General features: G+C 35.9%; 28 protein-coding genes and 2 tRNA genes. 15 read left to right on the plus strand and 15 right to left on the minus strand.

Going from position 1 to position 24,755, the window contains the following annotated elements:
• Positions 1-91: 91 nt before the first annotated feature.
• From CD03_RS0114660 to CD03_RS36110, 3 genes are all read right to left on the minus strand, one after another.
• Entirely contained in the window at positions 92-1,171 is a 1,080-nt protein-coding gene (locus tag CD03_RS0114660) for a leucine-rich repeat domain-containing protein (RefSeq protein WP_027294296.1), read from the minus strand.
• A gap of 35 nt (positions 1,172-1,206) precedes the next feature.
• Entirely contained in the window at positions 1,207-3,534 is a 2,328-nt protein-coding gene (locus CD03_RS36105) for a S8 family peptidase (protein WP_052377808.1), read from the minus strand.
• 308 nt (positions 3,535-3,842) lie between these two features.
• Positions 3,843-6,287 (minus strand): Ig-like domain-containing protein, encoded by a 2,445-nt coding sequence (locus CD03_RS36110; RefSeq protein WP_052377809.1) that lies wholly within the window; start codon positions 6,285-6,287, stop codon positions 3,843-3,845.
• A gap of 248 nt (positions 6,288-6,535) precedes the next feature.
• Between CD03_RS36110 and CD03_RS0114680 the strand changes: the two genes are divergently transcribed.
• The 6 genes from CD03_RS0114680 (at position 6,536) to CD03_RS0114710 (ending at position 11,226) form a co-directional block, all read left to right on the plus strand.
• Entirely contained in the window at positions 6,536-6,892 is a 357-nt protein-coding gene (locus CD03_RS0114680; RefSeq protein WP_027294297.1) for a hypothetical protein, read from the plus strand.
• A 23-nt stretch (positions 6,893-6,915) separates the two neighbouring features.
• Entirely contained in the window at positions 6,916-8,208 is a 1,293-nt protein-coding gene (locus tag CD03_RS0114685) for a hypothetical protein (protein WP_027294298.1), read from the plus strand.
• A 478-nt stretch (positions 8,209-8,686) separates the two neighbouring features.
• Positions 8,687-9,073 carry a hypothetical protein gene (locus CD03_RS0114695; RefSeq protein ID WP_027294299.1) on the plus strand — a complete coding sequence of 129 codons (387 nt, stop codon included), beginning with the start codon at positions 8,687-8,689 and terminating at the stop codon, positions 9,071-9,073.
• Positions 9,074-9,130: 57 nt separating this feature from the next.
• Positions 9,131-9,460 carry a cupin domain-containing protein gene (locus tag CD03_RS0114700; protein WP_027294300.1) on the plus strand — a complete coding sequence of 110 codons (330 nt, stop codon included), beginning with the start codon at positions 9,131-9,133 and terminating at the stop codon, positions 9,458-9,460.
• Between the two features lie 826 nt (positions 9,461-10,286).
• Positions 10,287-10,622, plus strand: a complete 336-nt coding sequence (locus CD03_RS0114705; protein WP_027294301.1) for a PadR family transcriptional regulator — start codon at positions 10,287-10,289, stop codon at positions 10,620-10,622.
• On the plus strand, positions 10,609-11,226 hold the full coding sequence (locus CD03_RS0114710) for a DUF2812 domain-containing protein (RefSeq protein ID WP_027294302.1): 618 nt from the start codon (positions 10,609-10,611) through the stop codon (positions 11,224-11,226). The genes CD03_RS0114705 and CD03_RS0114710 overlap by 14 nt, the downstream gene beginning before the upstream one ends.
• Before the next feature lie 161 nt (positions 11,227-11,387).
• Here the strand turns inward: CD03_RS0114710 and CD03_RS0114715 are convergent, their stop codons facing one another.
• The 3 genes from CD03_RS0114715 to CD03_RS0114730 all read right to left on the minus strand — a co-directional run bounded on the left by CD03_RS0114715 (position 11,388) and on the right by CD03_RS0114730 (position 12,823).
• Positions 11,388-11,711 carry a hypothetical protein gene (locus CD03_RS0114715; protein WP_027294303.1) on the minus strand — a complete coding sequence of 108 codons (324 nt, stop codon included), beginning with the start codon at positions 11,709-11,711 and terminating at the stop codon, positions 11,388-11,390.
• Positions 11,704-11,916, minus strand: a complete 213-nt coding sequence (locus tag CD03_RS0114720) for a helix-turn-helix transcriptional regulator (RefSeq protein WP_027294304.1) — start codon at positions 11,914-11,916, stop codon at positions 11,704-11,706. The genes CD03_RS0114715 and CD03_RS0114720 overlap by 8 nt, the downstream gene beginning before the upstream one ends.
• 478 nt (positions 11,917-12,394) lie before the next feature.
• Positions 12,395-12,823, minus strand: a complete 429-nt coding sequence (locus CD03_RS0114730; RefSeq protein WP_027294305.1) for a hypothetical protein — start codon at positions 12,821-12,823, stop codon at positions 12,395-12,397.
• A gap of 337 nt (positions 12,824-13,160) precedes the next feature.
• Here CD03_RS0114730 and CD03_RS0114735 point away from each other — a divergent pair, with 337 nt between their 5' ends.
• The 4 genes from CD03_RS0114735 to CD03_RS0114750 all read left to right on the plus strand — a co-directional run bounded on the left by CD03_RS0114735 (position 13,161) and on the right by CD03_RS0114750 (position 14,782).
• A complete protein-coding gene (locus tag CD03_RS0114735) occupies positions 13,161-13,520 on the plus strand; it encodes a DUF2089 domain-containing protein (protein ID WP_027294306.1) in 360 nt (119 codons plus the stop codon).
• A gap of 22 nt (positions 13,521-13,542) precedes the next feature.
• Positions 13,543-13,926, plus strand: a complete 384-nt coding sequence (locus CD03_RS0114740; protein ID WP_027294307.1) for an SHOCT-like domain-containing protein — start codon at positions 13,543-13,545, stop codon at positions 13,924-13,926.
• A gap of 14 nt (positions 13,927-13,940) precedes the next feature.
• A complete protein-coding gene (locus tag CD03_RS0114745) occupies positions 13,941-14,204 on the plus strand; it encodes a hypothetical protein (RefSeq protein WP_027294308.1) in 264 nt (87 codons plus the stop codon).
• Positions 14,205-14,575: 371 nt separating this feature from the next.
• Complete coding sequence (locus CD03_RS0114750; RefSeq protein WP_027294309.1) at positions 14,576-14,782, plus strand: hypothetical protein; 207 nt, start codon at positions 14,576-14,578, stop codon at positions 14,780-14,782.
• A gap of 112 nt (positions 14,783-14,894) precedes the next feature.
• Here CD03_RS0114750 and CD03_RS0114755 read toward each other — a convergent pair whose 3' ends face one another.
• The 3 genes from CD03_RS0114755 to CD03_RS0114765 form a co-directional block, all read right to left on the minus strand.
• Positions 14,895-15,701 (minus strand): alpha/beta fold hydrolase, encoded by an 807-nt coding sequence (locus CD03_RS0114755; RefSeq protein WP_027294310.1) that lies wholly within the window; start codon positions 15,699-15,701, stop codon positions 14,895-14,897.
• 22 nt (positions 15,702-15,723) lie between these two features.
• Positions 15,724-16,269: a helix-turn-helix domain-containing protein gene (locus CD03_RS0114760; protein ID WP_027294311.1), complete on the minus strand. Its 546-nt coding sequence runs from the start codon at positions 16,267-16,269 to the stop codon at positions 15,724-15,726.
• 144 nt (positions 16,270-16,413) lie between these two features.
• Positions 16,414-16,935 (minus strand): hypothetical protein, encoded by a 522-nt coding sequence (locus tag CD03_RS0114765; protein WP_027294312.1) that lies wholly within the window; start codon positions 16,933-16,935, stop codon positions 16,414-16,416.
• Positions 16,936-17,179: 244 nt separating this feature from the next.
• Between CD03_RS0114765 and CD03_RS0114770 the strand changes: the two genes are divergently transcribed.
• From CD03_RS0114770 to CD03_RS0114780, 3 genes are all read left to right on the plus strand, one after another.
• Positions 17,180-17,254, plus strand: a tRNA-Pro gene (locus CD03_RS0114770).
• A 7-nt stretch (positions 17,255-17,261) separates the two neighbouring features.
• Positions 17,262-17,332: transfer RNA gene (locus CD03_RS0114775), tRNA-Gly, on the plus strand.
• 124 nt (positions 17,333-17,456) lie between these two features.
• Entirely contained in the window at positions 17,457-17,924 is a 468-nt protein-coding gene (locus tag CD03_RS0114780) for a TspO/MBR family protein (RefSeq protein WP_027294313.1), read from the plus strand.
• Between the two features lie 89 nt (positions 17,925-18,013).
• Here the strand turns inward: CD03_RS0114780 and CD03_RS0114785 are convergent, their stop codons facing one another.
• Both CD03_RS0114785 and CD03_RS0114790 read right to left on the minus strand, forming a co-directional pair.
• Positions 18,014-18,820 (minus strand): alpha/beta fold hydrolase, encoded by an 807-nt coding sequence (locus tag CD03_RS0114785; protein WP_242849094.1) that lies wholly within the window; start codon positions 18,818-18,820, stop codon positions 18,014-18,016.
• Positions 18,821-18,824: 4 nt separating this feature from the next.
• Complete coding sequence (locus CD03_RS0114790) at positions 18,825-19,481, minus strand: GNAT family N-acetyltransferase (RefSeq protein ID WP_242849095.1); 657 nt, start codon at positions 19,479-19,481, stop codon at positions 18,825-18,827.
• Between the two features lie 75 nt (positions 19,482-19,556).
• Here CD03_RS0114790 and CD03_RS38885 point away from each other — a divergent pair, with 75 nt between their 5' ends.
• A complete protein-coding gene (locus CD03_RS38885; RefSeq protein ID WP_255348090.1) occupies positions 19,557-19,679 on the plus strand; it encodes a hypothetical protein in 123 nt (40 codons plus the stop codon).
• On the opposite strand, the gene CD03_RS0114800 is transcribed toward CD03_RS38885, so the two are convergent.
• The 4 genes from CD03_RS0114800 to CD03_RS0114815 all read right to left on the minus strand — a co-directional run bounded on the left by CD03_RS0114800 (position 19,676) and on the right by CD03_RS0114815 (position 23,428).
• Positions 19,676-19,855 carry a heavy-metal-associated domain-containing protein gene (locus tag CD03_RS0114800; RefSeq protein WP_027294316.1) on the minus strand — a complete coding sequence of 60 codons (180 nt, stop codon included), beginning with the start codon at positions 19,853-19,855 and terminating at the stop codon, positions 19,676-19,678. The two genes, CD03_RS38885 and CD03_RS0114800, sit on opposite strands and share 4 nt — an antisense overlap.
• Positions 19,856-19,910: 55 nt before the next feature.
• Positions 19,911-20,213: a metal-sensing transcriptional repressor gene (locus tag CD03_RS0114805; protein WP_027294317.1), complete on the minus strand. Its 303-nt coding sequence runs from the start codon at positions 20,211-20,213 to the stop codon at positions 19,911-19,913.
• Positions 20,214-20,242: 29 nt separating this feature from the next.
• Positions 20,243-22,483: a heavy metal translocating P-type ATPase gene (locus tag CD03_RS33605; protein ID WP_052377810.1), complete on the minus strand. Its 2,241-nt coding sequence runs from the start codon at positions 22,481-22,483 to the stop codon at positions 20,243-20,245.
• A 99-nt stretch (positions 22,484-22,582) separates the two neighbouring features.
• Entirely contained in the window at positions 22,583-23,428 is an 846-nt protein-coding gene (locus CD03_RS0114815) for a PHP domain-containing protein (protein ID WP_027294318.1), read from the minus strand.
• A gap of 289 nt (positions 23,429-23,717) precedes the next feature.
• Here CD03_RS0114815 and CD03_RS0114820 point away from each other — a divergent pair, with 289 nt between their 5' ends.
• Positions 23,718-24,719 carry a Cof-type HAD-IIB family hydrolase gene (locus CD03_RS0114820; protein WP_052377811.1) on the plus strand — a complete coding sequence of 334 codons (1,002 nt, stop codon included), beginning with the start codon at positions 23,718-23,720 and terminating at the stop codon, positions 24,717-24,719.
• Positions 24,720-24,755 lie beyond the last annotated feature (36 nt).

Here is a 24,755-nt window from a genome sequence, read left to right on the forward strand (position 1 = left end):
TTTTCTCTTTTAATTAAAATAAGCCCATAACTACGGTTAAGCAGTTACAGGCTTGTTATTGTGATATTGTTTAATTTTAGATGATTTGTTGTTAATTGCGGACTGTAAATTTAACTTTCCTCAACGTAGAAGACTCATCATCATAAAACGTGTCTACGATATATGATCTTAACACCAATCTTTTACCTGCCCATTGCATAAGATTCAGATTCTTAAAGGTAAATTTACCTTTGCGGTTTGATTTAACCTCTGCAATCTTTTTGCCACGGAGATCTTCCAGCACAATATATGAATTTTTATTTGCAATACCTGTTATTTGCTTCGTATGTTTAGTGATCCTGTCACGGGAAGTTGGTACAATCAGGTGGATAGTTTCTACCAGATTTTGGAACTCTACAGTAGTCTGATACCACAAGCTATCCCTAGGCCACGCTTTTGGCAGTTTTTTATCAAATTCTTTTGCACTGATATTATTATATTTAAACTCAGTTTCATCTAAATCTGGATATTTATTTAGGTTCGGCAATTTTTTTATTTTGTTCATAGATACACGGAGGGCTTTCAATCCCGTTAATTTTTCAATATCTTCAAGGCTTGATAATTTATTTCCAGAAACCCATAACGTTTCTAGTTTCACCAAATCCCTGATTTCTTTTAAATTCACAAGCTGATTACCGTCTGCATATAAACTAGTTAATTTTTTTAAGTTTTCAATCCCAGACAGGGATGTTAAGTTATTGGCAGATATATACAGCGTTTTTAAGTTTACTAAATTCTTTATTGGTTTTATACTCTTAAGCTGATTACCATGTACTGATAACGAGGTCAATTTATTTAAGTTTTCAATCCCTGTTAGCTTTTTTAAATTATTAAAAGAAACATCCAGTACCTTTAAATTTTTAAGCTTACCAATACCCTTTAAACTCTTAATCTTACTTTTTCCCCCCTCATTATGGGCATTTAAACGCTTTATCTTTGCTGCATCATTTTCTGTAAAGTTTTTACTTTTCCCCAGCTTTTTCAGTATGGTTTGATACAATACTTTATCCGGTATCCCCGTCTTGTCATTCGGAATAATCTTGCTTTTTGCTGCCATGGTATTCATAGGTAAGAATGCCATCATTAACATCATGATAACAGAGGCAAGCAGAACTTTTTTTCTTTTTTTCATATCGCATATCTCCTTTTTAATTTATTTCTGTTTTTTTATTTAGGGGTATGTGTTGCATTTTTAATTTTTTTCACATCACAGTATTCTTCAATTAAATTTGAATCACTTCCCGCAATCTCAATGAAACATTGATATAAATTTTGTCTAGCAAATGTATCATTAAATAGATCGAATGCCCAGGCAATATCCCAGTAAGCGCCCGCAGTAATAGGTTCAACCACATTCCAAAGAATATTATCTACAGCCTCCCTTGTAACTTTAATCCTGTTTGGAACAATCTTAGCATTATCTGCATCATTTGGTTTTTTGGGATCATTTTTATCACCATGGCTTATAAACTTCCCTACTACACCATTATTCTTATACCAGACCCTATGGGCAAAGGAATCTGAAACAAGGTGTATCGCAACCCCAAATAAGAAATATTTTCTGTTTGCTTTTGTGTTTCCGTATTGCGCAAGTATTTGGCTCCAAGGCAAATCTCCAAATTTTGTAGTGGTAATTTTCGATTTGATTTTATTAAATATCCTTGCATCCATTCCTATTGGTACTCTTTTAAATACTGAAGTATCTCCTCCCCTAAGCGCTATCCTTGTTAAAAATAGATAGCAGGATACAAAATTAACAGGTACTACTTCCTTGTCCGGCACCTTATCCCACTTAACACCGCCATGATATTCCGGATAATTACCATATCCAACAACATTAGCCTCATGTTTATCCGGATATATTGCACCTAATTTCATGATAGCAATAGCCTTAGAATCCAAATCTTTATCTTTCTTAGAATCATCAATAACGCCCTGATGGGTGCTGCCCCCCCATCTACCTTCTACATACGCCTCATTATCACAGATTTCTTCAAAAATATCAGGAGTATCCGTATTTTCTGGGATAATATCTCCTCCTTCTATGCTTGAATTATAAAAATTTTCAGAAAAGGTTTCGTACATACGCATTGCATAATCTGTATCAATAAGTCCACATTCATCGAAATTTGTAATGTTTTTAGAGGTTGCATCTATCAATTGTCGTATAAATTCATGCGATTTTGATAAATCTTTTTCCCATAACAGAGAAGCCACTCCTACCACATGAGGCACTGCAATACTTGTACCATGTGTTACAACTGATCCACCAAAAAATGATGCAGTTTGAATCTTTTCTCCTGGCGCCGCAACGTCTAATTCTTTTCCAGTATTACTAAATGAACTAATCTCTGCTTCTGGATTAGTAGCGGCTACTGCCATTACTTCTTTAAATGCTGCTGGATATTCCACTTTGCCTGCGTTATTTCCTGATGCTCCAACCATTAATATACCCGCATCATACGCATCTTCTACAGCTTTTTTCATAGCATTTGAATATGTGGATGTTCCAAAGCTCATGTTAATAATATTCACATCATTATCAATACACCAATAAATTCCTTTTATGATACGACTTAAAGGAGCTTTATTTTCACCATCTAATACTTTTACCGAATATAAATCTACGTTTGGATTAACTCCTTTGATTCCACCCTCTCCATTTGCACAAATAATACTGGCAATACCAGTACCATGACCTGTTAAATCCCGATACATGGGAACCACATAATCCTCTTCTTCAACTAAATTAATACTATCAGCCAGAACTATTCCGTCAACATAATCTACTCCTGAATCTAATAAAGCGACTTTCACTTTCTGTATACTTCTTGCATTTGTATTAACTTCATCTACATTAATCACCTGTAAGTTCCAGTCAGCTTCAACCTCAGTTTCACTTGCATTGTTTCTTGCTTCACGTAATTTAGCCATAAATTCTCTTTTTTTAACTTTTTCTATATCCTCTGTTTCTGTCTCTTCAGGATCTTCTTGCGCTAAATTCTCTGTACTTTCAATTGTTTCTGTGCTCACTGTTGACTTTTCCGTAATCTCTGCCTCTTCCGTTACTTCTGTTTCCGCTGTTGTTGTTTGGCTTTCTTCTTCACTTTCCGTAAGAATCGTTTCTGCTTCTGTACCTTCTGTGATAATCTCTTCTTCCAATGAATTTGCAGAAATTATGATATCCTCTTCCACAATCAAACCATCATTTTGCTGCATCTCTTCTGCTTCTTCTGGTGATAATTCCATTACTGCAATATTGTTATCCGATAACTCTGGATCTTCTTCTGAAATACTAAATGCTGCTCTGCTAGTAACATCGTTAAATTCTTTTGAACTGTCTGCCATAACGATATAGGTTTTTGTTTCTGCATCCGTTTCATTTTCTGCATTTGCGATCATCATATTATTGCTGCCAACCAACTGACACATCATTGCGAATACCAAACAGCTACTTACTACTTTTTTGCCTGAAATCTTCATCTTTCTCTTCATAGATATTCTCCCTTTTCTCTTTGGTAGTTTCATTGAACATACTACTTACTAATATGAATCTGGAATTGCCAAATATTAAATTCTTACTCTTCTCCCTTCTTACTATATTTTCATAAAATATTCATATTATTTTATGTATATTGCACATTGAATTTGAATTATCATATCACACTTTCATCATTTTTTCACCCCCTATTGACTAACTGGTATCTATTCTCGTCTAATTGGTAATATTATCCACCTCTTAGAATGGATAAATCCTTTCAAAAAAATAGAGACATACAAATGTACGCCTCTATCCTCAAATCTTATTCTACTTTTACATTACAATATGCGCTTTTTCCACTGCTTGTCTTAAGCGTGATTCTACATCTCCCCTTCTTCAAAGCAGTTACTACACCCTTGCTTGAAACCTTAACAATTCCTTTTTTGTTGATTGTCCATTTCTTCGTGTCGGTTGTATTCTTTGGATATACTGTTGCTTTCAGTGCGTATTTCCTGCCAACTGTCAGTGTTAGATTCTTACGGCTCAGTTTGACCTTTGTAGCCTTTCTTTCCTTAACATTTACGATGCAGGTAGCTTTCTTCCCGTTTTTCGTCTGGGCGGTGATTACTGTCCTGCCAGATTTCTTAGCGGTAATTTTACCCTTGCTGGAAACCGTAGCATATTTGTTAGCTGAAGAGCTCCATTTAATGCCTGAATTATACGTTTTCGGCTTCACTGTAGCTTTCAGCGTGTATGTCTTGCCTTTATACAGTGTCAAGGACGGTTTATTAAGCTTAATAGATGTAGCACTAACTGACGGCTTATCCGGGGTTACAGGCTTGGTGGGTTGTGCTGGTTTTGGTATATTCACGGTTACTTTGCATGTGGCTGTCTTGTTGCCGTCTTGGGTCGTTACTGTGATATTGGCTGTTCCGTTTGAAACTGCTGTAACCTTACCATTTTGATCAACTGTTGCTACGGATGGATTGCTGCTCTTCCAGGTTACTGCTTTGTTGGTTGCGTTGGCGGGTGAAATGGTTGCTTTAATTGTTTGCTGTTCACCTTTTTTTCTAAGATTGATGTTTGAATTTGCCAAGCTTATTCCAGTTATATCGTAATATGCTTTTGTTTCTAAAATAAATCCTCTGCCGTAATTACCAAAATCATTTAGATTAACATCATTCCAAACTTTTTGCTCTCTTAATATTTCTACATAATCTTCACTTCCTTGATAATTATTTGGCTCACCATTTCCCCATTTAGTGTATACGAATTTTTCTCCTGTAATCCATCGAAAATGCCCCTTACTTACCTTATCCGTACCACCTATAAAGTAATTTGCACGATTTCCACTATCTAACAATGATTCAACAATCTTTTCTTCCTCTAAAGTTGAAATTGTTACTAAATGACCGCCTAGCTCCTCACATTTACGTTCTGCCTGCTCCCAGTCAAGTATATCTTCATAAATTGAATAACGATTGCCATTATAAACTACAGACTTTTTAGCCATAAAAGTATTTTTAATCATGATGTCCTCTGGACAATATACTGCAGTATTCCCACAACTGTCATAAACATAAATATGAGTACGATAATATCCACGTTCAAAATGATGATCTGAATCGTTTACTCTATAACTATATGTATTACCATCTTTAACTCCACTAGCCGATGGATTCACCCACCAATTTTCCATAATATCATCTTGATCATTATTGGTTGTCCATGTTGGGAATTGTACTCTGTTTACTCCCCAGTTATCATCAGCTTCACAGATAATAGTATAACCAGTATTGTCTATTTGCTCAATCCTTACATTGCTTATTCTAGGGTCTGTACGATCAATGTACGTTGGTTCTGCTTTTTCTGATAGTTCATTTTTATTAGTATCATATGCATAAACATGTGTGAAATAATAACCCTCGTAATTATTCCAGTCTCTCACATTTACTCTTACAGAAGCTGTATTACCATTAATAGTGCCCCGTAGCCATGTTGCGTCTTTCCCGCCTCCGCTTTGTCCAGCGTTCCAAGTTGGAAACTCAACTCTATCGATTCCCACATTATCGGTAACGGTACAAGTGACTGTGTATCCGTCTTTATTTACATCTGTGATCTGGACGTTGGAAATCACTGGTTTTATATTATCTTCATCATTTCCAGTATTTGTATTACCTGGTTTATGTCTAACAAACGAAAGCTTATTTCGTAGCTGAGCACGAGTAATTACACCATTCCAATTTACCTGGCATTTACCTGTCCAATTACAATCTGCATAATATATAGTATCCCCTGACACCTTAGTAATAAAAATGGTGTGAGTTTCATTATTTATACGGACTACATCACCTGCATATAAATTATTTACATTCGAATGTTTTTCCCATGAATTAGCATAACCACCCAATGTTAAGTCTGCCATTTTCAAAGCGAATCCATGACATTGCCATGCTTTTTCCTTACCATCATAAATGAACGCTCCACATGAGCATGAACAATCAGGTGTACAGGTTGTATTTCTACAAGGACATATTTTAGTACCTGTTCTATCAAGTCCATTATATTTATTCCAGTATTCTCCATGTTTATAGACATTTTTTAATTCAGTTATTCTCTGTGCAAAACTATTGCTTCTAGATTCAACTTGGGATGCCTCCGCCTTAATCGATATACTTCCAATTGATATTACAAACAAAAACAGAATCATAAGTCTAAATAGTTTTTTTGCTCGCTTTCTTGCCCTAATATTGTTCTCTCCCTTCATATCCCTTTCCCTCCATAAAATTAATATTTCTTATATTATAACTCCCAGGTATTACCATTACAACTGTTATGTATAAAATATATAAATTTAAGCATTAATTCGCATGTAATTCATACCATTTTAATAATGTATTCATTTTAATACAATGTATTTATTGCTTTTTATGATAGATTCTTATAATCTATTGTAGAATATTACACAAATCTATGATAGTATTGAAACAAATTAAACTAAAGGAGAGTTGTGGAATGAAAAATTCAAAAGCTTATGCAATTAACATTATGGGATGGATAACAATTATTGTGGGCGTTATAGGGAGTTTCGTTATAGGCGACGTGTATCAAGTAGTATCTTATTCATTTACAGGAATAGAAAGATCCACCTATAACTGGTCATTGGCAATTATGTGTTGTATCTCTTCCGTATTTATTGGACTCGTTATCATTGGTTTGGCAGAAATTATTGAGTTACTACAACAAAACTATGATAAAAATACCCTAATTGAAGAGAAAATCAATGGTTTCGAATCAAGCCTTAATGAAATATCTAATAATACTAAGCAACCTTCTGCAGAGAATTACAATGAAACTCTTCCACCATTATAATAAAGAACAGTAGGAGGTCAGCTATGGAAAGATTTGAACGTATTTGTTTTATCGATGGTATGTTATGGTCTCACGATTGCCCAGTTTTACTCGAAAAAGGAGCACTTTTAATCGACACAAAGAAAAATATTAATGTTTTACAGTTGAAATTTAGGAATCTTCAGGAAATCCCTATTAGTGCTGTTTACTTGATTATTAAGCAAAAAGATGTGATGGGTAATGTTTTAGGAGATATTGAGCGCTTCTACTTAGATTTATCTGTGAAATCTAATGAGTATTTTGGAAACTCTGTACCTATTGAATTAACTTTTAAACAGGCAAGGTCATTTGATTACATCGTTTCCACTATTGTTTTTGCAGATGGTACAAAATGGCAATCATCTGAATGCTTAATGCCTATTGCCACACCTAATAAACTTACTGATCTTAATGATTTAAAAGATCAATTCAAAATTGAAGTACATAAATTAAATTATTCTGTTATTTGTGAAAATTTGCCATATCAAGGAGACGGTTATTGGATCTGTACGTGCGGACATTTCAATCTAAATAAAAGTAATCGCTGTCTCCATTGTAATCTTGACAAAATAAAACTATTTGAAATAAGTAATTCTGATTTTTTATCAAAAGAAAAGATCATTTTGGAGCAAGATAAATATCCCTCTAAAACTATATCCGAGACAACCAATGATGCAGAAACATCAAATGAAGAAAGTTTACAAAAAGACACTCCCAATAATAACAAATATAAGATAATATTTATAGGTATTTCTATTGTTATTTTCTTCATTGTTGTAACTATGTGGAATACTATGAAAAACAGCGAAAAAGATTCGTCGCCTAAAACAAACATCGGTCAAAGTGATTCTTCCAGTGAGATGAATAATAACGCTATGAATACTAACTCTGATAAAGAGGTAATAAATATTTTTGAATCTATAAATTTTGACATGAAACCTCAAGATATAAGTAATTTACTAGGAGACAACTATGAACTCAGTAGTCGCAGTACAGCCGATCAATCTTTTCATCGTTACATGGAATTCCAGTCTGAGTATACTATAGATAACATTCCTGGTAAAATTGTATTTATCTTCGATGAAACTACATTAAAAGAAATGTATTGGGTTCATTATTATGATAATGATAATAGGGATACATTTAATGACACTGTTGATTATATTTCTACGTTTCTTGGTGAACCTACGTTCCCTAATACTAAGGATCAAACAGATTTTAATTATTGGAATAGTCATAAATATAAATTAACATATAGTAATGCAACAGATGGTCTATTTTTTCACAAAATTAAATAAGTAATATAGACAATTATCCTAATAAGCACTAAAATAGTCATAAAAACAGAGTTTCATCTGAAACGGCTTCTATGACTATTTTAATACTCATATTTGTTTTATCATTATTGTGTTGCATATCTATTATTATTAGTACCTTTTGATTGCCTAGTTGATTGCCTAAAAAAAAGATGTGCAAAAAATCCCCTTTCTATCAGTGTTTTTCAGTGTGTCGTGGGGTTCGATTCCCCTACGGACTGTTAATTGAATTGTGGAAAAGCCTTGTATTTACTGGGGTTTTCCTCTTTTTTTACGTCTTTATTTTTTGATTGCCCTTGATTGCCTAACATTTATCTTGTGTCTTTACCAAACTATGAATTTGGTCATATTCTTGATGTTCTACACGGTTATGAGAAACTACCATTTTATTAGTAGCTTCTTCTACTTCTATATGATATATTTAAATCAATTAAAGTTAAAGTTGTGGAGAAGATGAATAATGAAAAAAATAAATTCGTTTGCCATATCATTGATGTTATGTATTGCAATCACTGGTTGTGGTAAAAGAGCCGATTTTGATATCAGCGTTGTAGTACCTGCTGGAAATTCAGAATATGTTTATTCTGATGAAGAAATTTCTCCCCTTAATAATCAAATTACCATTTCATCTGGTGAGGGATTAGTTGATACGGAAATCGTTTTAAAAACGATAGAGGGTAAAGATAAAAACGCTTATGGACCAATATATCTTACACCTGGAAAACCAATAGATATACATGTAAAAAAAGGTTCTTGGTTTAAGGTTGGGGTTTCCGTGCAAAATACAACAGATGAAGATATAACGGTTCATGTTAAATTTAAAGATATTGAAGTTCGAATAGAATAGAATATTAACTTAACAGTAAAGCTGTTAAAACCAAAATTAGTTTGTGGAGGTCATAACATGTTTATTAATTTTAATGAAATTGCAGAGCGAAAAATAACTGGAATGAATGGTGGTAATGGTGAAATGTCAGCTAAGATGTTTATGAGCGACAATGGAAAAATTATTCCATGCCGTATTCATGCTAGAGGTTCTATTGGTGTGCATAGTCATCAAACAAGTGATGATATTAACTATATATTGTCAGGTACCGGAAAAGCTATCTGTGATGGCAAAGAGGAAATTCTTATGGCGGGAGTATGCCATATTTGCCAAAAAGGTTCTGAGCATAGCATTACCAATACTGGTGACGAAGATTTAGTTATGTTGACAATTGTTGTAGAACGATAACATCTCTGGTTTAATATAACTATACTACTTTCTCCGATATAAACCTGGGATATCTTCAATTGCCAAATTGCATATCTTTCTTTAGACAAATACAGTAGTTACTAATTGAATAATTAAGGAAATAAGCCCATAACTGCGGTTAAGCGGTTACAGGCTTATTATCTAATTGATGATATTCATTTATTTTACATGGATTACTTTGTTATTTCGGACAATAAACTTCACTGCTAAATGTACCTTGATTTTACTGTTTGTATTCTTTGTTTATTAGAATCTCTAAGCACTATCTTCGACTTTTTATTTGCTTTTCCAATTATTTGTTTAGTACTCTTATTGATTCTATTAAATGTCTTTGGTTTAATTAGACTATTGTTTTCACAAGATTTTGTAGTTTAATGTGAATTTTAAACCAATTGTTATTTCTAAGCCAGATCTGGCAGCTTTTTCGTCAATTCTTTTCTGCTAATTCGATTATATTTAAAATTAGCATCTGCTAATTTCGCATGTAGTTTTAGGTCTGGATTTGATATAAAACTTAATCTGGTATACCAGTATTGTCATTACTAATATTTTGTTATTTGCAGCCATAGTATTATTTACTGGCAGCATTACTATCACATTTTTATCCCCTATTGACCAACTAGTATCTATTCTTGTCTATATGGTAATAAATTCAATCTCATAAGTTCTCCCGATTTTCAAAAATTGCAAGAAAGCAAGAAAATCCCTGCTTCTTTTCTATTATTTCAATATCTATTGACATATACATCTTCACTGTATATAATCAAACTATATAGTTTGACTGTATAGAAAGGATGCAATACAGATGAACAGAGATAAAAATTTACCATTAACTGAAACTATATACTATGTTCTTCTAGCTTTAATAGAGCCAGCACATGGTTATGCAATAATGCAAAAAGTTGAAGAATTAAGTAGTGGGCAGGTACGATTAGCTGCTGGAACGATGTATGGTGCTATTGAAAATTTGCAAAAAAAGAAACTTATAATGTCACTGCCAAGTGACGATCCCCGCAGAAAGGTGTATACAATTACAGAATTAGGCAAGGACGTTTTATATGCTGATTATCAAAGAATGCAATTTATGCTTAAGACTACTGAACATATATTTCGGAAGGAGATTTTAGATGAAGATATTTAAATTCTTTTTAAGCTTTGAAAAGGAAGAAAAATGGCTTAACAAAATGGCAAAGCAAGGATATTTATTCGAGAAAAAAGCTTTGTGTTATCATTTTAAAAAAGTTGATTTCCCAAAAGCTACATTTAGAATAGATTATAGAAAATTCAGCAACTATCAAGATTTTCTTGATTATGAGACAATGTTTGAGGATAGTGGCTGGAAACATATAGTGGGTACAAAATCATCAGGTGTTCAATATTTTAAAAAAGCAGACAGCAACAGTGATGAAGATATTTTTTCTGATGTTCGTTCGCGTGCAGGCAGATACAAAAGAATAGCAAATATGTGGCTGACTTGTGAATTAGCTTTTATTGCATATTTTATTGTGCTGAAATCACAAGGTATGATAAGCATTCAAACCCTGCTCACTCCTAAAGACTGGTATCTTACCCCTGGATTATGGGAATTAGATGGGTTAGGTTTTCTGTGGTGTTTTCTGTTTGAAACGCCGTTCGCGCTATTTAGAGGATGTTCGTGGCTATTTTGTATTTTCTTTATCATTTTATATAGTTTTTTTGCAATCAAATCGACACTATTGTATGATAAAAGTCTTAACAAGATATAAAAAGCGGTTTATAGGTATGTGCGGCAGGGCTTTACAATTGTCACTAAATATAAATCTGTGTATTAGCACTCAAGAAGACATTGACCGGTATTCATACTGGGATTTACTAATTACTGCCGCACTTACTTTATCCTGCTCTTTAAACATTTTTCAACATTCATTTACATTTTCTTATCAAAATATAATAAAGCAGCCAGCTCCAATGCATTACGCATAGCAATGAATAATATAACCCAAGTAAGAAATCTATTCCATGTTAGGGATATTTGGATATCTGCATATAACACCAGAATATCTAATACTGTAACTACTAATATCAAAATATAATTAGAAACATTTGCAGCACTATTTGCTCTATTTTGAATAACTTGCCAACGTTCATCTTTTTTGTACTCAATCTCTTTCTTTGCCTTCCATATATATAGAAAAAGTGTAGCTGCCACCCCTATAATCAGGAAAAATAAAATAATTAATTGTTCATTCATTGATTTTGTCCTCCTTATGTTCAAACACTTCGTTAATTGAAATATCAAATACTTCTGCTATCTTGAAAGCTAATTCTAATGAAGGCACATATTTATATTTTTCTATTGATATAACAGCTTGCCTGGATATTCCTACTTTAAACGCTAAATCAGCCTGTGTCCAATTACGTTCTGCCCTCAAAACCTTAATGCGATTATATATCAAATTTCAACCTCCTTTACTTCACAAAATGTAACGGCTTGCTTACATTCTAAATGTAACACACTCATTACATTTTGTCAATAAGCAAGTACATCTATGTGTTACATCATTTAATTCTATATGGTATACTCCATTATTTATAGTTAGCAAAAGAAAGTGTTTAAAGTCAACATGTTTGCTTACTATTATAATTGACTCTTTGAAGAAACAATATTGCCGCATCGGATTAAAATAAATAAAGATGATTTTGGTATCAATGAATTACAGAAGTGGTGGAATGAAAAAGATCTTATAAAAATAATTATGGAGAAAATTTTTAAATGGAAATAAGTTTAACAGATATTGTTGGAAATGATTTGTCAGGATGTGAATGAAAATGAATGATTTTTTTATATTTCATGCAAAGCAAGTATCTGCTAATGGTCAAATGAAAATGTTATCATTTGACTCATTTTTATAACGCAGTACCTGGACCTATCTCCTATTCTTTTTTCCCGAAATCATCGAGGTAGCTCAATGCCATTGTAGCCTTGGCGTTTTTAACTGATAAATATACTGAATAGCACATAACACCTATCACATAAATAGAGATGCATACAACCAACACCAGAAATAATGTTTTCAATTCTAAGATTTTTTCTTCTGTTAAAATTATTTTATCAGAATTCATCAAAAATTGAACAATAGTCATTAATATTGAGACAGTTGATATGCAAAGTGCTAACATTGAAAAATTCATAGAACTATTCTCGTTTGCAGTAATTTTGTATTTCAACTTTGCCCGAATCCAGACTACCTCTCCTTCACTCATGTCTTTTATTCTCCTTTTTATCTCACCTACTCTTGCATTACAGCAGAATTTAATAAAATTATTTATCTTTCTTTTTTCGTAGCTGCTTTTTTTGTACATATCTATTACCTCCCGGATCTTTCCATATTATATCATATAAGGTATATTATTTTAAGAAAAAGATTTGTGGTATTATAAAATTTATGACATAGCTGAAGAGTCTCCTCACTTTGTAAGGTGATTTGGTGTTTATTACATCACGCCAATTTCACGTCAGATTCATATGTAAATCGAATCGCAATCACTTCCATCCACATCCCGTTCCCAGATGGCATCCAGATGCCATAATATAACCCTGCATTAATATTTTTAATATTTATATTGAATATATTAATTTAATGGTTGACATTTTTAATTTTTGATACTATATTGATATTAACAGAAAGGAAGTGTTGGTATGCAAAAGATCATTAGTCGTTGTCCGGTATGTAACAATGAGTTGACAGTTGCAAGACTTAAATGTGATTCCTGCGATACGGTAATTGAAAATAATTTCAGACTTAGCAAATTCGATTATCTGTCAGATGAGGACCTGTATTTTACAGAGACATTTATTAGGTGTCGGGGGAATATCAAAGAAGTGGAGAAGGAACTTGGCATATCCTATCCCACAGTCCGCTCCAAACTGGACTCAATAATTAAAAAGCTTGGATATGAAGCAGGAACAGACGATCAGTCGGTTAAAAGAGAGGAAATTCTAAAGGCTCTGGAAAATGGAGAAATTACCGCAGATCAGGCGATTGCACAATTAAAATAAGATGCAAAAAAGGAGATTTATTATGGATGAAAGATTGAGAATTTTAAAAATGGTAGAAGAAGGAACAATTACTGCTGAGCAGGCCGCAGAACTGATGTCAGCCATGAATATAGATTTACCGGTACAGCAGTCCGCTATTGTCAAGAGCAGCTATGATAAAAAGATGTTCCGCGTTATCGTCGACAGTATTTCCGGCGATAAGGTAAATATCCAGTTTCCGGTAGGGGCCATTAAGAAGATTTTGAAAGTAACCGGTAAACTTCCCATACCGGAAAAAGACCTGAAGGGTGTCGATCTTTCCAGCATGATGGATGCCATTTCAGAATGTCTGGATGGGGAAATTGAAGGCGATTTTGTAAATGTAGAGGCAGCGGATGGAACAACAGTCAGAATATTTGTTGACTAATAGAGATTTATGATATGAAAGTAAAAATCAGAACAAAAGATTTTCGTTTTTACATGCCTGTGCCGGTCGCCATGATTGGATTTGTTATAAAAATACTTCCTGACAGGATATTTGAAGAATTAAAAGTAAATACACCGGAACCTTATTGCTGTCTGATTACGAAAGAATACATCAGCATGATATTGGGAGAATGTCTGGATATTTTAAAAGAAAATAAAGGTCTAGAGATCGTGCATGTGGAAGCAGCGGATGGCACATTCGTATCCTTAAGGCTATAGATGTTATTATGAGCAGTACCTCGTTGGATGAAATATCATCTGTAGGGTACTGCTCTATTCTATTCTTACACCAGCCTATTCAGTGTATGGTTCATAATTTTTTTTGACACATATAGCTATTTGTTTTATAATTATTTATAATAATAGTCCTTTAAACTTGAATTTGCATGAAATACTTGTTCTTTTGTTTTTCGAAACACTGGGCATATGCAAAATCAAACTTTATAGACTGTTAAAGTCTGTTTACAAACACGTTCTTTGTAACAGCAATATATCAGCGTTATAAAACGCTCTTTATTCTGCCATTAATTACCAGGCACAATTTGTTAGTTATGTAATATAATCAGTATAACAAATACTGGAGGGATACCATGAATAAACGCCAACGAAAAAAGAAACTTCAAAAATCATGTGACCATAGATTTTCTGCCCGGATCAGAGAAATATTGATTTTAATCACAGATGAATACGAGAAATTTCTTACTAATGAGGAATGTCCGGATCTAACTGATGAACTCAGTGAGAACTTATATAGTAAAATATTATTAAGAATTGATGAGCGTAATAAACTTGAATAAGACAAGTGACAATATAATCACTTGTCCGGTTTTTCAATAGAATATTATCTTATTCCTGTTTCTTTGTATTCTTTTCCCGTATCTTTTTATCCAACATCTTATGTTTAGCTTTTTATTCTTTAGATATTATATCCTTAGGTTTTTTATCTTTCTGAAAGAATGGTTCGGCAATTTCCAGCCACTCATCCGGCAGATAAATTGATAAATATCCATGATTATATCCTTTTGCCTCATATATCTTACAGGATGGTACATAAGATTTAAACATCTTTGCAGAATTCTTGACACACTTCATTTCCTTTTCCCCATACCAATACATTACCTCAGCTTTCGTCTTCCTTACACTGTCTTTCAGCGTATATTGCATCATATAAGTACGGTACATGGTATAGAGTGTCTCTTTCCTAAGGTGCGGCATATCCTGCATATAATATTGGACAAGCTCTTCCGGATACATCATTTTTTTTGGCAGCAGTTTTGGCATCATCGCTACTTGCAGACGACAGGCTCTTTTACTAAATAAAAGTCCGCCACAAAAGCGGATCGATCCCATACAGAAACGTGCCATAACGGGCTTTGGGTAACAAATGCTGCCATCAATAATAGCTTTTTGGGTCAAGTCTGGTTTTCGGGATAAAAGTTCCATCACGATCTGACCGCCAAGAGATACACCGCATAGTGCAAATAAATGACCTTTGCATTCAGTGTTAATATAAGCCATCAACTTGTCTGCTGTATCCTCAGTTGAAATGTATTTTGAGGCATATTCCTCGCCATGCCCGTCCATTGTAGGCAGAATCACATAGTAACGGTCGGATAAAACGCGTGCCTGACGCAAATAGTTCCACCATGAATTCCCACCACCGTGGATCATCATGATATACGGATTGTTTTTATTTCCAAACTCATGAAATTTCATATTTTATTTCTCCTCGTTTTATTTAAACATCCGGGCTATCCTTTTTAAGATTCTTCTTATCTTCCTCTTTTAGTGGCGGTGCAGAAATAATGGAAAGTTTTCGGAGCGGCCGGCCTGAATCTGGGTTTCTTCCTATGTACGGCTTCAACAAATTCCCAATATCCTGCACAAGATTCCTGTATTCATCATCTGTTATAAAAAGCAGCCCCGTTGTAAACCATACCTGATCTCTCTTACAATCCGGGTCATTGCTGCTTAAATACTCATTCATTTCCTGCATCAACCCCATATGAAATGCTGTAGAGAGGGCAACAGATGTCTCTTTTTCCATTGGGGTATCATTTTCACACATGGAATAAACCTTCTCAAGTGTCCCCCTCACTCTATTTTCCTGCACAACTTCAATGATTTTATTATCTTCCAAAATCTTTACGTGATGATATACCGTTGCCCGGGGTATATCCTTCAGGTATTCAACTATATCAGATGTTCGGACACTACCATGCAAGCGAATATATTGCATTATGCGAAGCCTTGCAGGATTGAGAATTAATTTTGCTGTATCCATTTTTCGATCCCCTTTCGTCTATAAATTTATTATAGTCTAATTTTTTAGATTGGTCAATAAAAAAATTGCAACACCTCATTTTCAACTGGTGTTCCGGTTTCAAGATAATCAGAGCGGCAAAGATATAATTCCTAGCTTTTACTTTTAGAAAAATTTGTTGTACCCGCCTTCCGGCAACTTCCCTTCTAGCCCAAGCACCCGGGGCCATAAATTTGTATCCGCTGCAATAAATCCCATAATCATTCCCATATGTGTATGTAAGTGCCGGATTTGTGCCATTATCAATGTGAATCTGTTATATTCACAGACTTCAGGACGTTGTAGAAGCTCCTCATCCTTTAAATCCAACAAATACTGGTTTATCTTTTCCTCTATTTGAGAAAAATATGATTTTATTTCATTATAGGTTAACTCTTTTTTTGAAACCACATTCAGGTTATTTAAATCTTTCACGTGAATAGTTGGTTCCTGAAAGTGACTGTCTCTGGGATTGATGAACCATAGATCCAAAGAATGCATCATATGATATACATGTTTCCACAGAGGCATTTCACAATATTCTTTTTTCCATAATTCTTCCGGTATGCAGTCTACTACATTTTTTACTTCCCACAATGCACGTTTCATCTGATCTGAAATTATATTTACATATTCATTAACTTTCATTCTGTTTCCTCTCTGCTCTTTTGCTTGTACTATCCTTTTAATTGACTATATTTTACTCTCAATATAGACAAATGTACATATCAAAACTATCTGTTTAACATTCCACGGAACTGAACAACTTCTAATCAAATCTGAATAATTTCAGTAATTTGACAAGTTTTAAAAAAATATAAGAAATTACTTGCATTTATATTCTATATATGCTATTATATTATTCGTTCGCTGGTTTGCGAAAATATTATTACGGGGTGTGGCTCAGCTTGGCTAGAGCGCCTGGTTTGGGACCAGGAGGTCGCAGGTTCGAATCCTGTCACCCCGACTTTTATGCGGGTGTAGTTCAATGGTAGAACACCAGCCTTCCAAGCTGGATACGTGGGTTCGATTCCCATCACCCGCTTATTTTTTTGCCTAAAAATCTTATTCTAGCCAACAATTTTTTCTTTTTCTCTTTCCCTTATCCCCTGATTTTATCATATTTCCTGCTCCTATTTCATATATATAAACAAAAACAGGATCACAACATGAAGATTAAATTTGATAAATTAATCATAAGTATTTTAATTCCACTGGCAGTCGGTCAGATTTCTGCCCTGCTGACCCGCAGCTCCGCAGACACCTATGCTATGCTGAGCAAATCTCCTCTCAGCCCACCTGGCGTGGTATTTCCGATTGTATGGACTATTCTTTATATTTTGATGGGAATATCCTGCTATCTTATTATTACTTCCGGTAACGAAAATACGAAAAATGCATTGACTTGGTATGCTTTGCAGCTTGTACTTAACTTTTTTTGGAGTCTGATCTTTTTTAACCTGCATTTTTACTTATTTGCTTTTATTTGGCTGCTCCTTTTAATCGTCACTATTATTATCATGATCATTAAATTTTACAAGATCAACCCCCTGGCTGCTTATTTGCAAATCCCTTATCTACTTTGGTGTATATTTGCAGCATACTTGAATTTCTCTATCTATTTATTGAATAAATAATAAATTAAATAAAGCCAAAATGAACCTTTATCTCATATAAAAAGAGATAAAGACATTCTTTTTGGCTCATCTTTTGTCCGAAAATCATGTTACTGGATACTATTTTTTTCGGTCCTCTGAATCCACTCTTTCACCAGACTATTAAATATCTCTGATTGTTCAATCTGTAAATTGTGCCCCGCCATATCCAGTACTGCAAATGTTCCTCTTGGGTAATCTTCTATAATGCTCCATAAATCCTGATAGCCTACGCAGTTATCCTGACGCCCGGCAAGTAAAAGCACAGGTTTCTCAAATCTTAATTCACGGCTTTTCCTATCAACGTCAAAAGAAAATGCATAGTCATTTTGAAGTTTTTCTATAAAACTCGAATCAGCCATTTTCAATCCGGGCAAAATCTCCTCCTGGTAACGCAGAAATATGTCTTGATTTGCAACGACTGCATATCCACAATAGGATTCCCTTTCATCCGCAGAAAGTCCTCTTAGAAATTCTTCATCGTACTGTAAAACTTCTTTACCTGGCACATTTCGCAGATTATGACCGGGGACAATTACGGGACATATCATTAGAAATCCATCTATATCCTGAGATAACCTGGTCAATATCCCCCTCGCCAGATATCCTCCGTAGGATTCCCCTGCTATCAGAAATGAACCCTTTGTCACTCTTTTTATAAAGGTAATTAAGAGTTCCATAATTTTATCGGAACTCCCTACTGAAAGCGGCGCCTTCGTCTCTCCCATCCCGGGCAAATCTATATAGATACGCTGATATCCTTCACACATGTTAAACACCGGTTCCATACATCCCAGCATTAGTCTGTAATCACATGCACAACCATGCAGCATAATAACAGGTTTTCCCTCACCGATTACTTCATAGTGAATTTGCATACCATCAATGTACTCCAGCATCATTATTCTCCTTTCTGGGTTTTCCCATAAAAGTAGTGCCTTCATCCTGAAAACCATATTTCTTATAAAATTCATGGGCATCCTGTGTCGCCAGGATTCCTCTCAGAGATGAGATTTCCACATTCCCTTCGATTGCTGTAAGTAAGGCTTTCCCTATGCCAGCGCCACGGTAACGTTGGTCTACAACTACATCACAAAGATAGTACGTAGTGGCATAATCTGTTATCACACGGGCAAAAGCAATCTGTTCTCCGGTGTCATTGCGAAATGCACCATAGCACAAAGAGTTTTCAATCGACTTATTTATCGTAGCCAAATCTCTCGTATTCGCCCAGTAAGTCTGACTCAGCAGATTTTTAATTCTGTCCGCCTGCATCCATTCATTTCCATGCCTGATGGTAAACTCATCCATCACCACCTCTATCTGGATTTCTATAACATCTTTTTTATTGCATTTTGCTGTTTCAAAAATCTCATATGCATCTTCATTTACAGCAACCGATACACCCGCGCTGTCTTTTGCCCAGACACCTCCGTACCATGTATCGTTTACAATCAAAATATCCCCGTAGTTAAAATCATCAAATTCTGAGCAATGGATAATTTTGATCTTATCTTCTTTTTTCGCTTTGTGATTCATACTCGTCACCTCATCTATATTATTTAATATTTTACAATAAAAATATTTAAACGTTCAAAAAAGAAGTGATTCATTATGAAAAGAATCCCTTCTTCTTCAAATACTGTCAGGCTGCCGGTTCTTCTGTCTAACACGGTTCTGCTCTACGCCTCCCCGTCCATGCAATATGGCGGGAATGCATTTTCAAACACGATTTAGAACCCGAGATCATCCAGAATTTCTTTTGCAGTAGCAATACACTTATCACATCCATCAATAGAAACTGTTTTATCTGCCAGATTTACCTCATAGGTAAGCCCTGCCTTGTCAAAAGCTTTACTGATTCTTTCTACACATTTTTCGCAATGCATTTCCTCTACTTTTAATACTGTCATAATCGTACACTCCTTTTTCTTATACTTTTTCTTATATAAATTCATAGATGAATTTCTATTTCATCAATTTTTGAATCGTTTTACACAATTCATCTACGACTTCATCATTTCCACCCCGTATATCTTCTACTACACAGGATTTAATATGATTTGCCAGAAGACTTTTATTGAAACTGTTTAATGCTGACTGAATGGCTGAAACCTGTGTCAAAATATCCACACAATAACGTTCTTCTTCTACCATGTTCTTTATCCCCCGTATCTGTCCTTCAATGCGGTTCAGCCGGTGAACCAGATCCTTGTATTCCTTGTCTTCCCTGTGTTTATGTTTTTCACAATTACATATTTCTTCGCTCATCTGTCCACCTCTTTTTCATTAATCTGTTTTTATAACTTAAGCCGTTTCAGGCGCAGCGCGTTGCTTACTACGAATACTGAGCTGAAGGACATTGCAAGCCCTGCAAAAATGGGATTCAGCAGCGGGCCTCCAAATGCATACAGCACACCGGCTGCAACCGGAATTCCTATGGTGTTAAAGATAAATGCCCAGAACAGATTTTCTTTAATATTCCGGATCGTAGCTTTACTTAGCTTAATTGCCCGGTATACATCCTGGAGATCAGATCTCATTAATACCACATCACTGGATTCCATGGCGATATCACTTCCGCTTCCAATTGCGGTACCTACGTCAGCCTGCACTAGTGCAGGTGCATCATTGATACCGTCTCCAACCATCATAACTTTTTTTCCCTGCTTCTGAAGATCAGCTACTACTGCTGCTTTATCACCCGGAAGCACTTCTGCAATTACGTGATCTACGTGTGCCTGTCTTCCAATATACTGGGCAGTCCGTTTATTATCTCCGGTAAGCATCGTTACCGTAATCCCCAGCTTCTTCATGTCATCAATGGCTTTGGTACTGGTTGGTTTCATCGTATCGGCAACACTTACAATGCCCTTCAATTCTCCGCCGATTACCACAAACATAGGCGTCTGGCCTTTATCTGCGATAGAATCCGCTGACTGCTTCATACTTCCAAGGTCAATACCAAGATCCGATATCATCCGTTCATTTCCGATATATACTTCATTGCCTGCAAATTCTGCTTTAATTCCTTTTCCGGTAATGCTTTCAAACGCTTCCGGCTCTGTTAATCGAATTCCTTTATTTTTCGCATCCTCTACAATCGCTCTGCCAAGAGGATGTTCGGAATCACGCTCACAGGATGCCGTTATCCGAAGTAATTCCTCTGCTTCCATCTCCGGACTGACGATTTCAACCACTCTGGGTTTTCCTTCTGTAACGGTTCCTGTTTTATCCAGAACAACGGCATCTATTTTATGGGTGATTTCCAACGCTTCACCACTTTTTATCAGTATGCCATATTTTGCTCCAAGTCCCGTACCAACCATAATGGCTGTGGGTGTTGCCAGTCCCAGTGCACATGGGCATGCAATTACTAATACGGATACAAAAATTGTTAAAACAAATGCCAGGTCATGCCCCGCCAATGCCCAGATAATTGCCGCCGCAACTGCTATGACAATAACTGCCGGTACAAAATACCCCGCCACGGTATCCGCCAGCTTCGATATAGGTGCTTTCTTTCCCTGTGCATCCTCCATCAGCTTGATGATCTTCGCCAATGTAGTATCACTGCCTGTATGGGTTACTTCAACCTGCATGGAACCGTTATAATTGATACTGCCGCCTATCACTTCACTTCCGGCGGTCTTTTCTACCGGTATACTTTCTCCTGTCAGCATGGATTCGTCCACACTGCTGTTTCCACTAACGACTAATCCATCCAGAGGAACTCTGCTGCCTGGACGTATTAATAAGATATCACCTTTTTTTACTTCCGTTGTGGGAACTTCCGCTTCCGTGCCGTCTCGCAGTACGACTGCAACATCTGGAGCCAGTTCCATTAATTTTTGAATCGCCTCTGATGTTTTACCTTTACTGCGGCTCTCCAGGTATTTACCAAGCATAACAAGAGTTACTACAACTGCTGCTGACTCGTAGTACAACCGTTCAACATACATGTGGGATGCAGGTATTAGCGCTGTCATAACCAGACTGTAAATATACGCACTTCCCGTACCAATTGCCACCAGTGAATCCATATTTGGATGTCCTCTGAACAATGTTTTAAAACCAATAATATAAAATTTTCTTCCACAGATTAATATGAAAGTAGTAAGAATCAGCTGCGCCAGCGCAAAGTTAAGGGGTTGTTTATGCATATCCAAAAATCCCGGCAGTGGAAGGGGAAATGGAATCATATGTCCCATAGAAATATAAAGCAGGGGAACCGCAAGTACAATACTGATGATCAGTCTGCGTTTGATCTTGTGGGATGCTTCCTCCCGCTCCTCTTTTTCTTCCTTCACTTTTTTCTCATCTTTTAAAACTTCCTGCTCTGCCGCAAACCCCGCCCGTTCTACCCGGTTCATGATATCTTCGGGTGTGACCTTTTCTTCTTCATACTCTATGGTCATCTTGTTGGTGGCCAGATTGACATCACTTCTCGTTACGCCATCCATTTTTCTGGTTACACGTTCAACAGCACTGCTGCAGGATGCACATGTCATCCCTTTTATGATATATACTTCTGTCTTCAAATCTATTCCTCCTTTCATATACCCCTGTGGGGTATATATTCATCATAGTCTATATCATAGGATTTGTCAATTACCTTTTTTTATTTATTTTAAATTATTTTATTTCTGCAGCTCATCACGCATTTGTTTTAGTATCTCATATGGTATTTTAAGATTTCCCCTGCCACAGCCGAGATCTATTCCAGGCTTACGTGTACCATGAAAATCTGAACCTCCGCTGATATGAAGTCCGTGCAGGCGTGCCATCCGGCGGACTGTACTTTCTTCAAATCCAACATGGGTGGAATAAAGTGCTTCAATGCCGATTAAACCGGCTTTCTTTAAATCCTCCAAAAGTCTATCCATCTCTTCATCTTTTAAATGGTACAGCAGCGGATGAGCAAGAATCGGAATTCCTCCGGTCTGGCGGATCAGATGAACTGCCTGAACAGGCGTCACTTTTTCCCTGGGAACAAAGTAAGGACAGTTGTCACCGATATAATACCTGAATGCATCCCGCATATCTTTTACGTATCCATGTTCCAAAAGGTAACTTGCAAAATGAGCTCTTGTCCAAACTGCATCCTGATATCGTTCCTCCATCTTCTCCCAGGTAATATCAATTCCCCCGTCCCGCAGTTTCTCTATCATCTTCCGGTTGCGCAAATCCCTGGAATCCTGAAATTTTCCAATCTGGCTTAAAAAAGCGGGACTTTTGTAATCAAATTCCAGCCCCACAATATGAATGTCTTTTCCCAGATATTCTGTAGAAAACTCAATTCCCGGTATTACTTCTATTTCTTTCCCCTTTGCGGCTGCAAATGCCTCCTCAAGCCCTGCCGTGGTATCATGGTCTGTCAGTGCAAATGCCGACAGATTCTTCTTAATCGCATAATCTACTAATTCAGCAGGTGTAAAAGTACCATCAGAGCAATTTGAATGTACATGTAAATCTATATATTTCATTATTTATACCTATTGCATATTGCGGGCAGACCCACAATATTCCTTTCCGTTTCTCTATGATATATCTTCTGGAAGTATCCTTTTGCTCTTTTTAGTATACCCTCAATTTGGAAAGAATTCAACCCGCCCAGGTTATCCCAAGTGTACCCGGAATGTACTTAAAGCCGGTCTGTATCCCGCTGCTACATTCCCCCTTGTCTTCCCTGTCACTTTTAGGTATAATATTTGAAGAGTATATTTTTATACTAACTAATAATAAGATGCTTTTATGCATCCAAATGGAGGAATTATGACATTTCGTGAATTATATATGAACGGTTCAATTGAATTTGATGAAATTTTTGATTATACCAGCAAATGGAATTTTAGTGATGATACACGCACTTTGCGTGAATATCTGGGACTGACGGCCACAGAGGAAGATATCTGGATCAGTGACAGTGATGAAGCTCTGGAAGATTTTATGGAGAAAGAGAAGAAAATCAAAATCTTATTCCTAGACCTGGACGGCACCTTGTTAAATGATGATAAGGAAATTACATCAGGCAATCATGAAGCAATCCAAAAAGCTTTAAAGCAGGGACATAAGATCGTGATTACTACCGGAAGACCTCTTGCCAGTGCAATTGTTTTATCAAAAGAACTGGGATTGACACAGGATGGTTGTTATGCAATTGCTTTTAACGGGGCAGAAATCTATGATTTATACCATAAGAAAACCGTCTTTAAAGAAACGCTTCCGCTGCCTTTTGTCCGCTATCTTTTAGATGCTGCGCATGCACAGGGGCTGCATTGCCAGACCTATTCAGACACTCATATTCTTTCAGAATATGATACACCCGCACTGCACAGATACGAGTCACTGACAAATCTTACCTCCAGAATTGTGCCTGATGTTATGATGGAATTAACCACTGAGCCGGGGAAAGTAATCGTAATCGATTATGAAAACCATGATAAACTGGTACACTTCCAGGAATCCATTTCAGAATGGGCAGACGGCAAGGTAGAACATATCTTTTCCTGTCCCCAGTACCTGGAATTAGTGGCCCCGGGTATGTCAAAAGGACATGCTATTGAAGTATTATGTGGTATTCTGGGCATTCCAAAATGCAATACCATTGCTGCCGGAGACGCTCCTAATGACATCTCTATGCTTGAAACGGCTGCAATCGGCGTCGTTATGAAAAATGCGGCTGATGATATTAAAAAATACGGTGACTACATAACCCAAAGAGATAATAACCATGACGGTATTGCAGAAGTGATAGAAAAATTCCTCTTGTATTAACCATCGGTGTCTAAAACGTTTGAATTAGCAATAAAG

Source organism: Robinsoniella sp. KNHs210 (genome assembly GCF_000686105.1).
Classification (GTDB): domain Bacteria; phylum Bacillota; class Clostridia; order Lachnospirales; family Lachnospiraceae; genus Robinsoniella; species Robinsoniella peoriensis.

Excerpts from the sequence above, each read along its gene's own strand:
- CD03_RS0114735 (WP_027294306.1), top strand. The coding sequence starts at position 13,161 with ATGCAAAAGATCATTAGTCGTTGTCCGGTATGTAACAATGAGTTGACA.
- CD03_RS0114785 (WP_242849094.1), bottom strand. The coding sequence starts at position 18,820 with ATGCAAATTCACTATGAAGTAATCGGTGAGGGAAAACCTGTTATTATG.
- CD03_RS0114695 (WP_027294299.1), top strand. The coding sequence starts at position 8,687 with ATGAAAAAAATAAATTCGTTTGCCATATCATTGATGTTATGTATTGCA.
- CD03_RS0114740 (WP_027294307.1), top strand. The coding sequence starts at position 13,543 with ATGGATGAAAGATTGAGAATTTTAAAAATGGTAGAAGAAGGAACAATT.
- CD03_RS0114705 (WP_027294301.1), top strand. The coding sequence starts at position 10,287 with ATGAACAGAGATAAAAATTTACCATTAACTGAAACTATATACTATGTT.
- CD03_RS0114680 (WP_027294297.1), top strand. The coding sequence starts at position 6,536 with ATGAAAAATTCAAAAGCTTATGCAATTAACATTATGGGATGGATAACA.
- CD03_RS0114800 (WP_027294316.1), bottom strand. The coding sequence starts at position 19,855 with ATGACAGTATTAAAAGTAGAGGAAATGCATTGCGAAAAATGTGTAGAA.
- CD03_RS0114730 (WP_027294305.1), bottom strand. The coding sequence starts at position 12,823 with ATGTACAAAAAAAGCAGCTACGAAAAAAGAAAGATAAATAATTTTATT.
- CD03_RS0114755 (WP_027294310.1), bottom strand. The coding sequence starts at position 15,701 with ATGAAATTTCATGAGTTTGGAAATAAAAACAATCCGTATATCATGATG.
- CD03_RS0114750 (WP_027294309.1), top strand. The coding sequence starts at position 14,576 with ATGAATAAACGCCAACGAAAAAAGAAACTTCAAAAATCATGTGACCAT.
- CD03_RS0114715 (WP_027294303.1), bottom strand. The coding sequence starts at position 11,711 with ATGAATGAACAATTAATTATTTTATTTTTCCTGATTATAGGGGTGGCA.
- CD03_RS36105 (WP_052377808.1), bottom strand. The coding sequence starts at position 3,534 with ATGAAGAGAAAGATGAAGATTTCAGGCAAAAAAGTAGTAAGTAGCTGT.
- CD03_RS0114700 (WP_027294300.1), top strand. The coding sequence starts at position 9,131 with ATGTTTATTAATTTTAATGAAATTGCAGAGCGAAAAATAACTGGAATG.
- CD03_RS0114780 (WP_027294313.1), top strand. The coding sequence starts at position 17,457 with ATGAAGATTAAATTTGATAAATTAATCATAAGTATTTTAATTCCACTG.
- CD03_RS0114745 (WP_027294308.1), top strand. The coding sequence starts at position 13,941 with ATGAAAGTAAAAATCAGAACAAAAGATTTTCGTTTTTACATGCCTGTG.
- CD03_RS0114805 (WP_027294317.1), bottom strand. The coding sequence starts at position 20,213 with ATGAGCGAAGAAATATGTAATTGTGAAAAACATAAACACAGGGAAGAC.
- CD03_RS0114710 (WP_027294302.1), top strand. The coding sequence starts at position 10,609 with ATGAAGATATTTAAATTCTTTTTAAGCTTTGAAAAGGAAGAAAAATGG.
- CD03_RS0114790 (WP_242849095.1), bottom strand. The coding sequence starts at position 19,481 with ATGAATCACAAAGCGAAAAAAGAAGATAAGATCAAAATTATCCATTGC.
- CD03_RS0114660 (WP_027294296.1), bottom strand. The coding sequence starts at position 1,171 with ATGAAAAAAAGAAAAAAAGTTCTGCTTGCCTCTGTTATCATGATGTTA.
- CD03_RS0114760 (WP_027294311.1), bottom strand. The coding sequence starts at position 16,269 with ATGGATACAGCAAAATTAATTCTCAATCCTGCAAGGCTTCGCATAATG.
- CD03_RS0114820 (WP_052377811.1), top strand. The coding sequence starts at position 23,718 with ATGACATTTCGTGAATTATATATGAACGGTTCAATTGAATTTGATGAA.
- CD03_RS36110 (WP_052377809.1), bottom strand. The coding sequence starts at position 6,287 with ATGAAGGGAGAGAACAATATTAGGGCAAGAAAGCGAGCAAAAAAACTA.
- CD03_RS38885 (WP_255348090.1), top strand. The coding sequence starts at position 19,557 with ATGAAAAGAATCCCTTCTTCTTCAAATACTGTCAGGCTGCCGGTTCTT.
- CD03_RS0114765 (WP_027294312.1), bottom strand. The coding sequence starts at position 16,935 with ATGAAAGTTAATGAATATGTAAATATAATTTCAGATCAGATGAAACGT.
- CD03_RS0114685 (WP_027294298.1), top strand. The coding sequence starts at position 6,916 with ATGGAAAGATTTGAACGTATTTGTTTTATCGATGGTATGTTATGGTCT.
- CD03_RS0114815 (WP_027294318.1), bottom strand. The coding sequence starts at position 23,428 with ATGAAATATATAGATTTACATGTACATTCAAATTGCTCTGATGGTACT.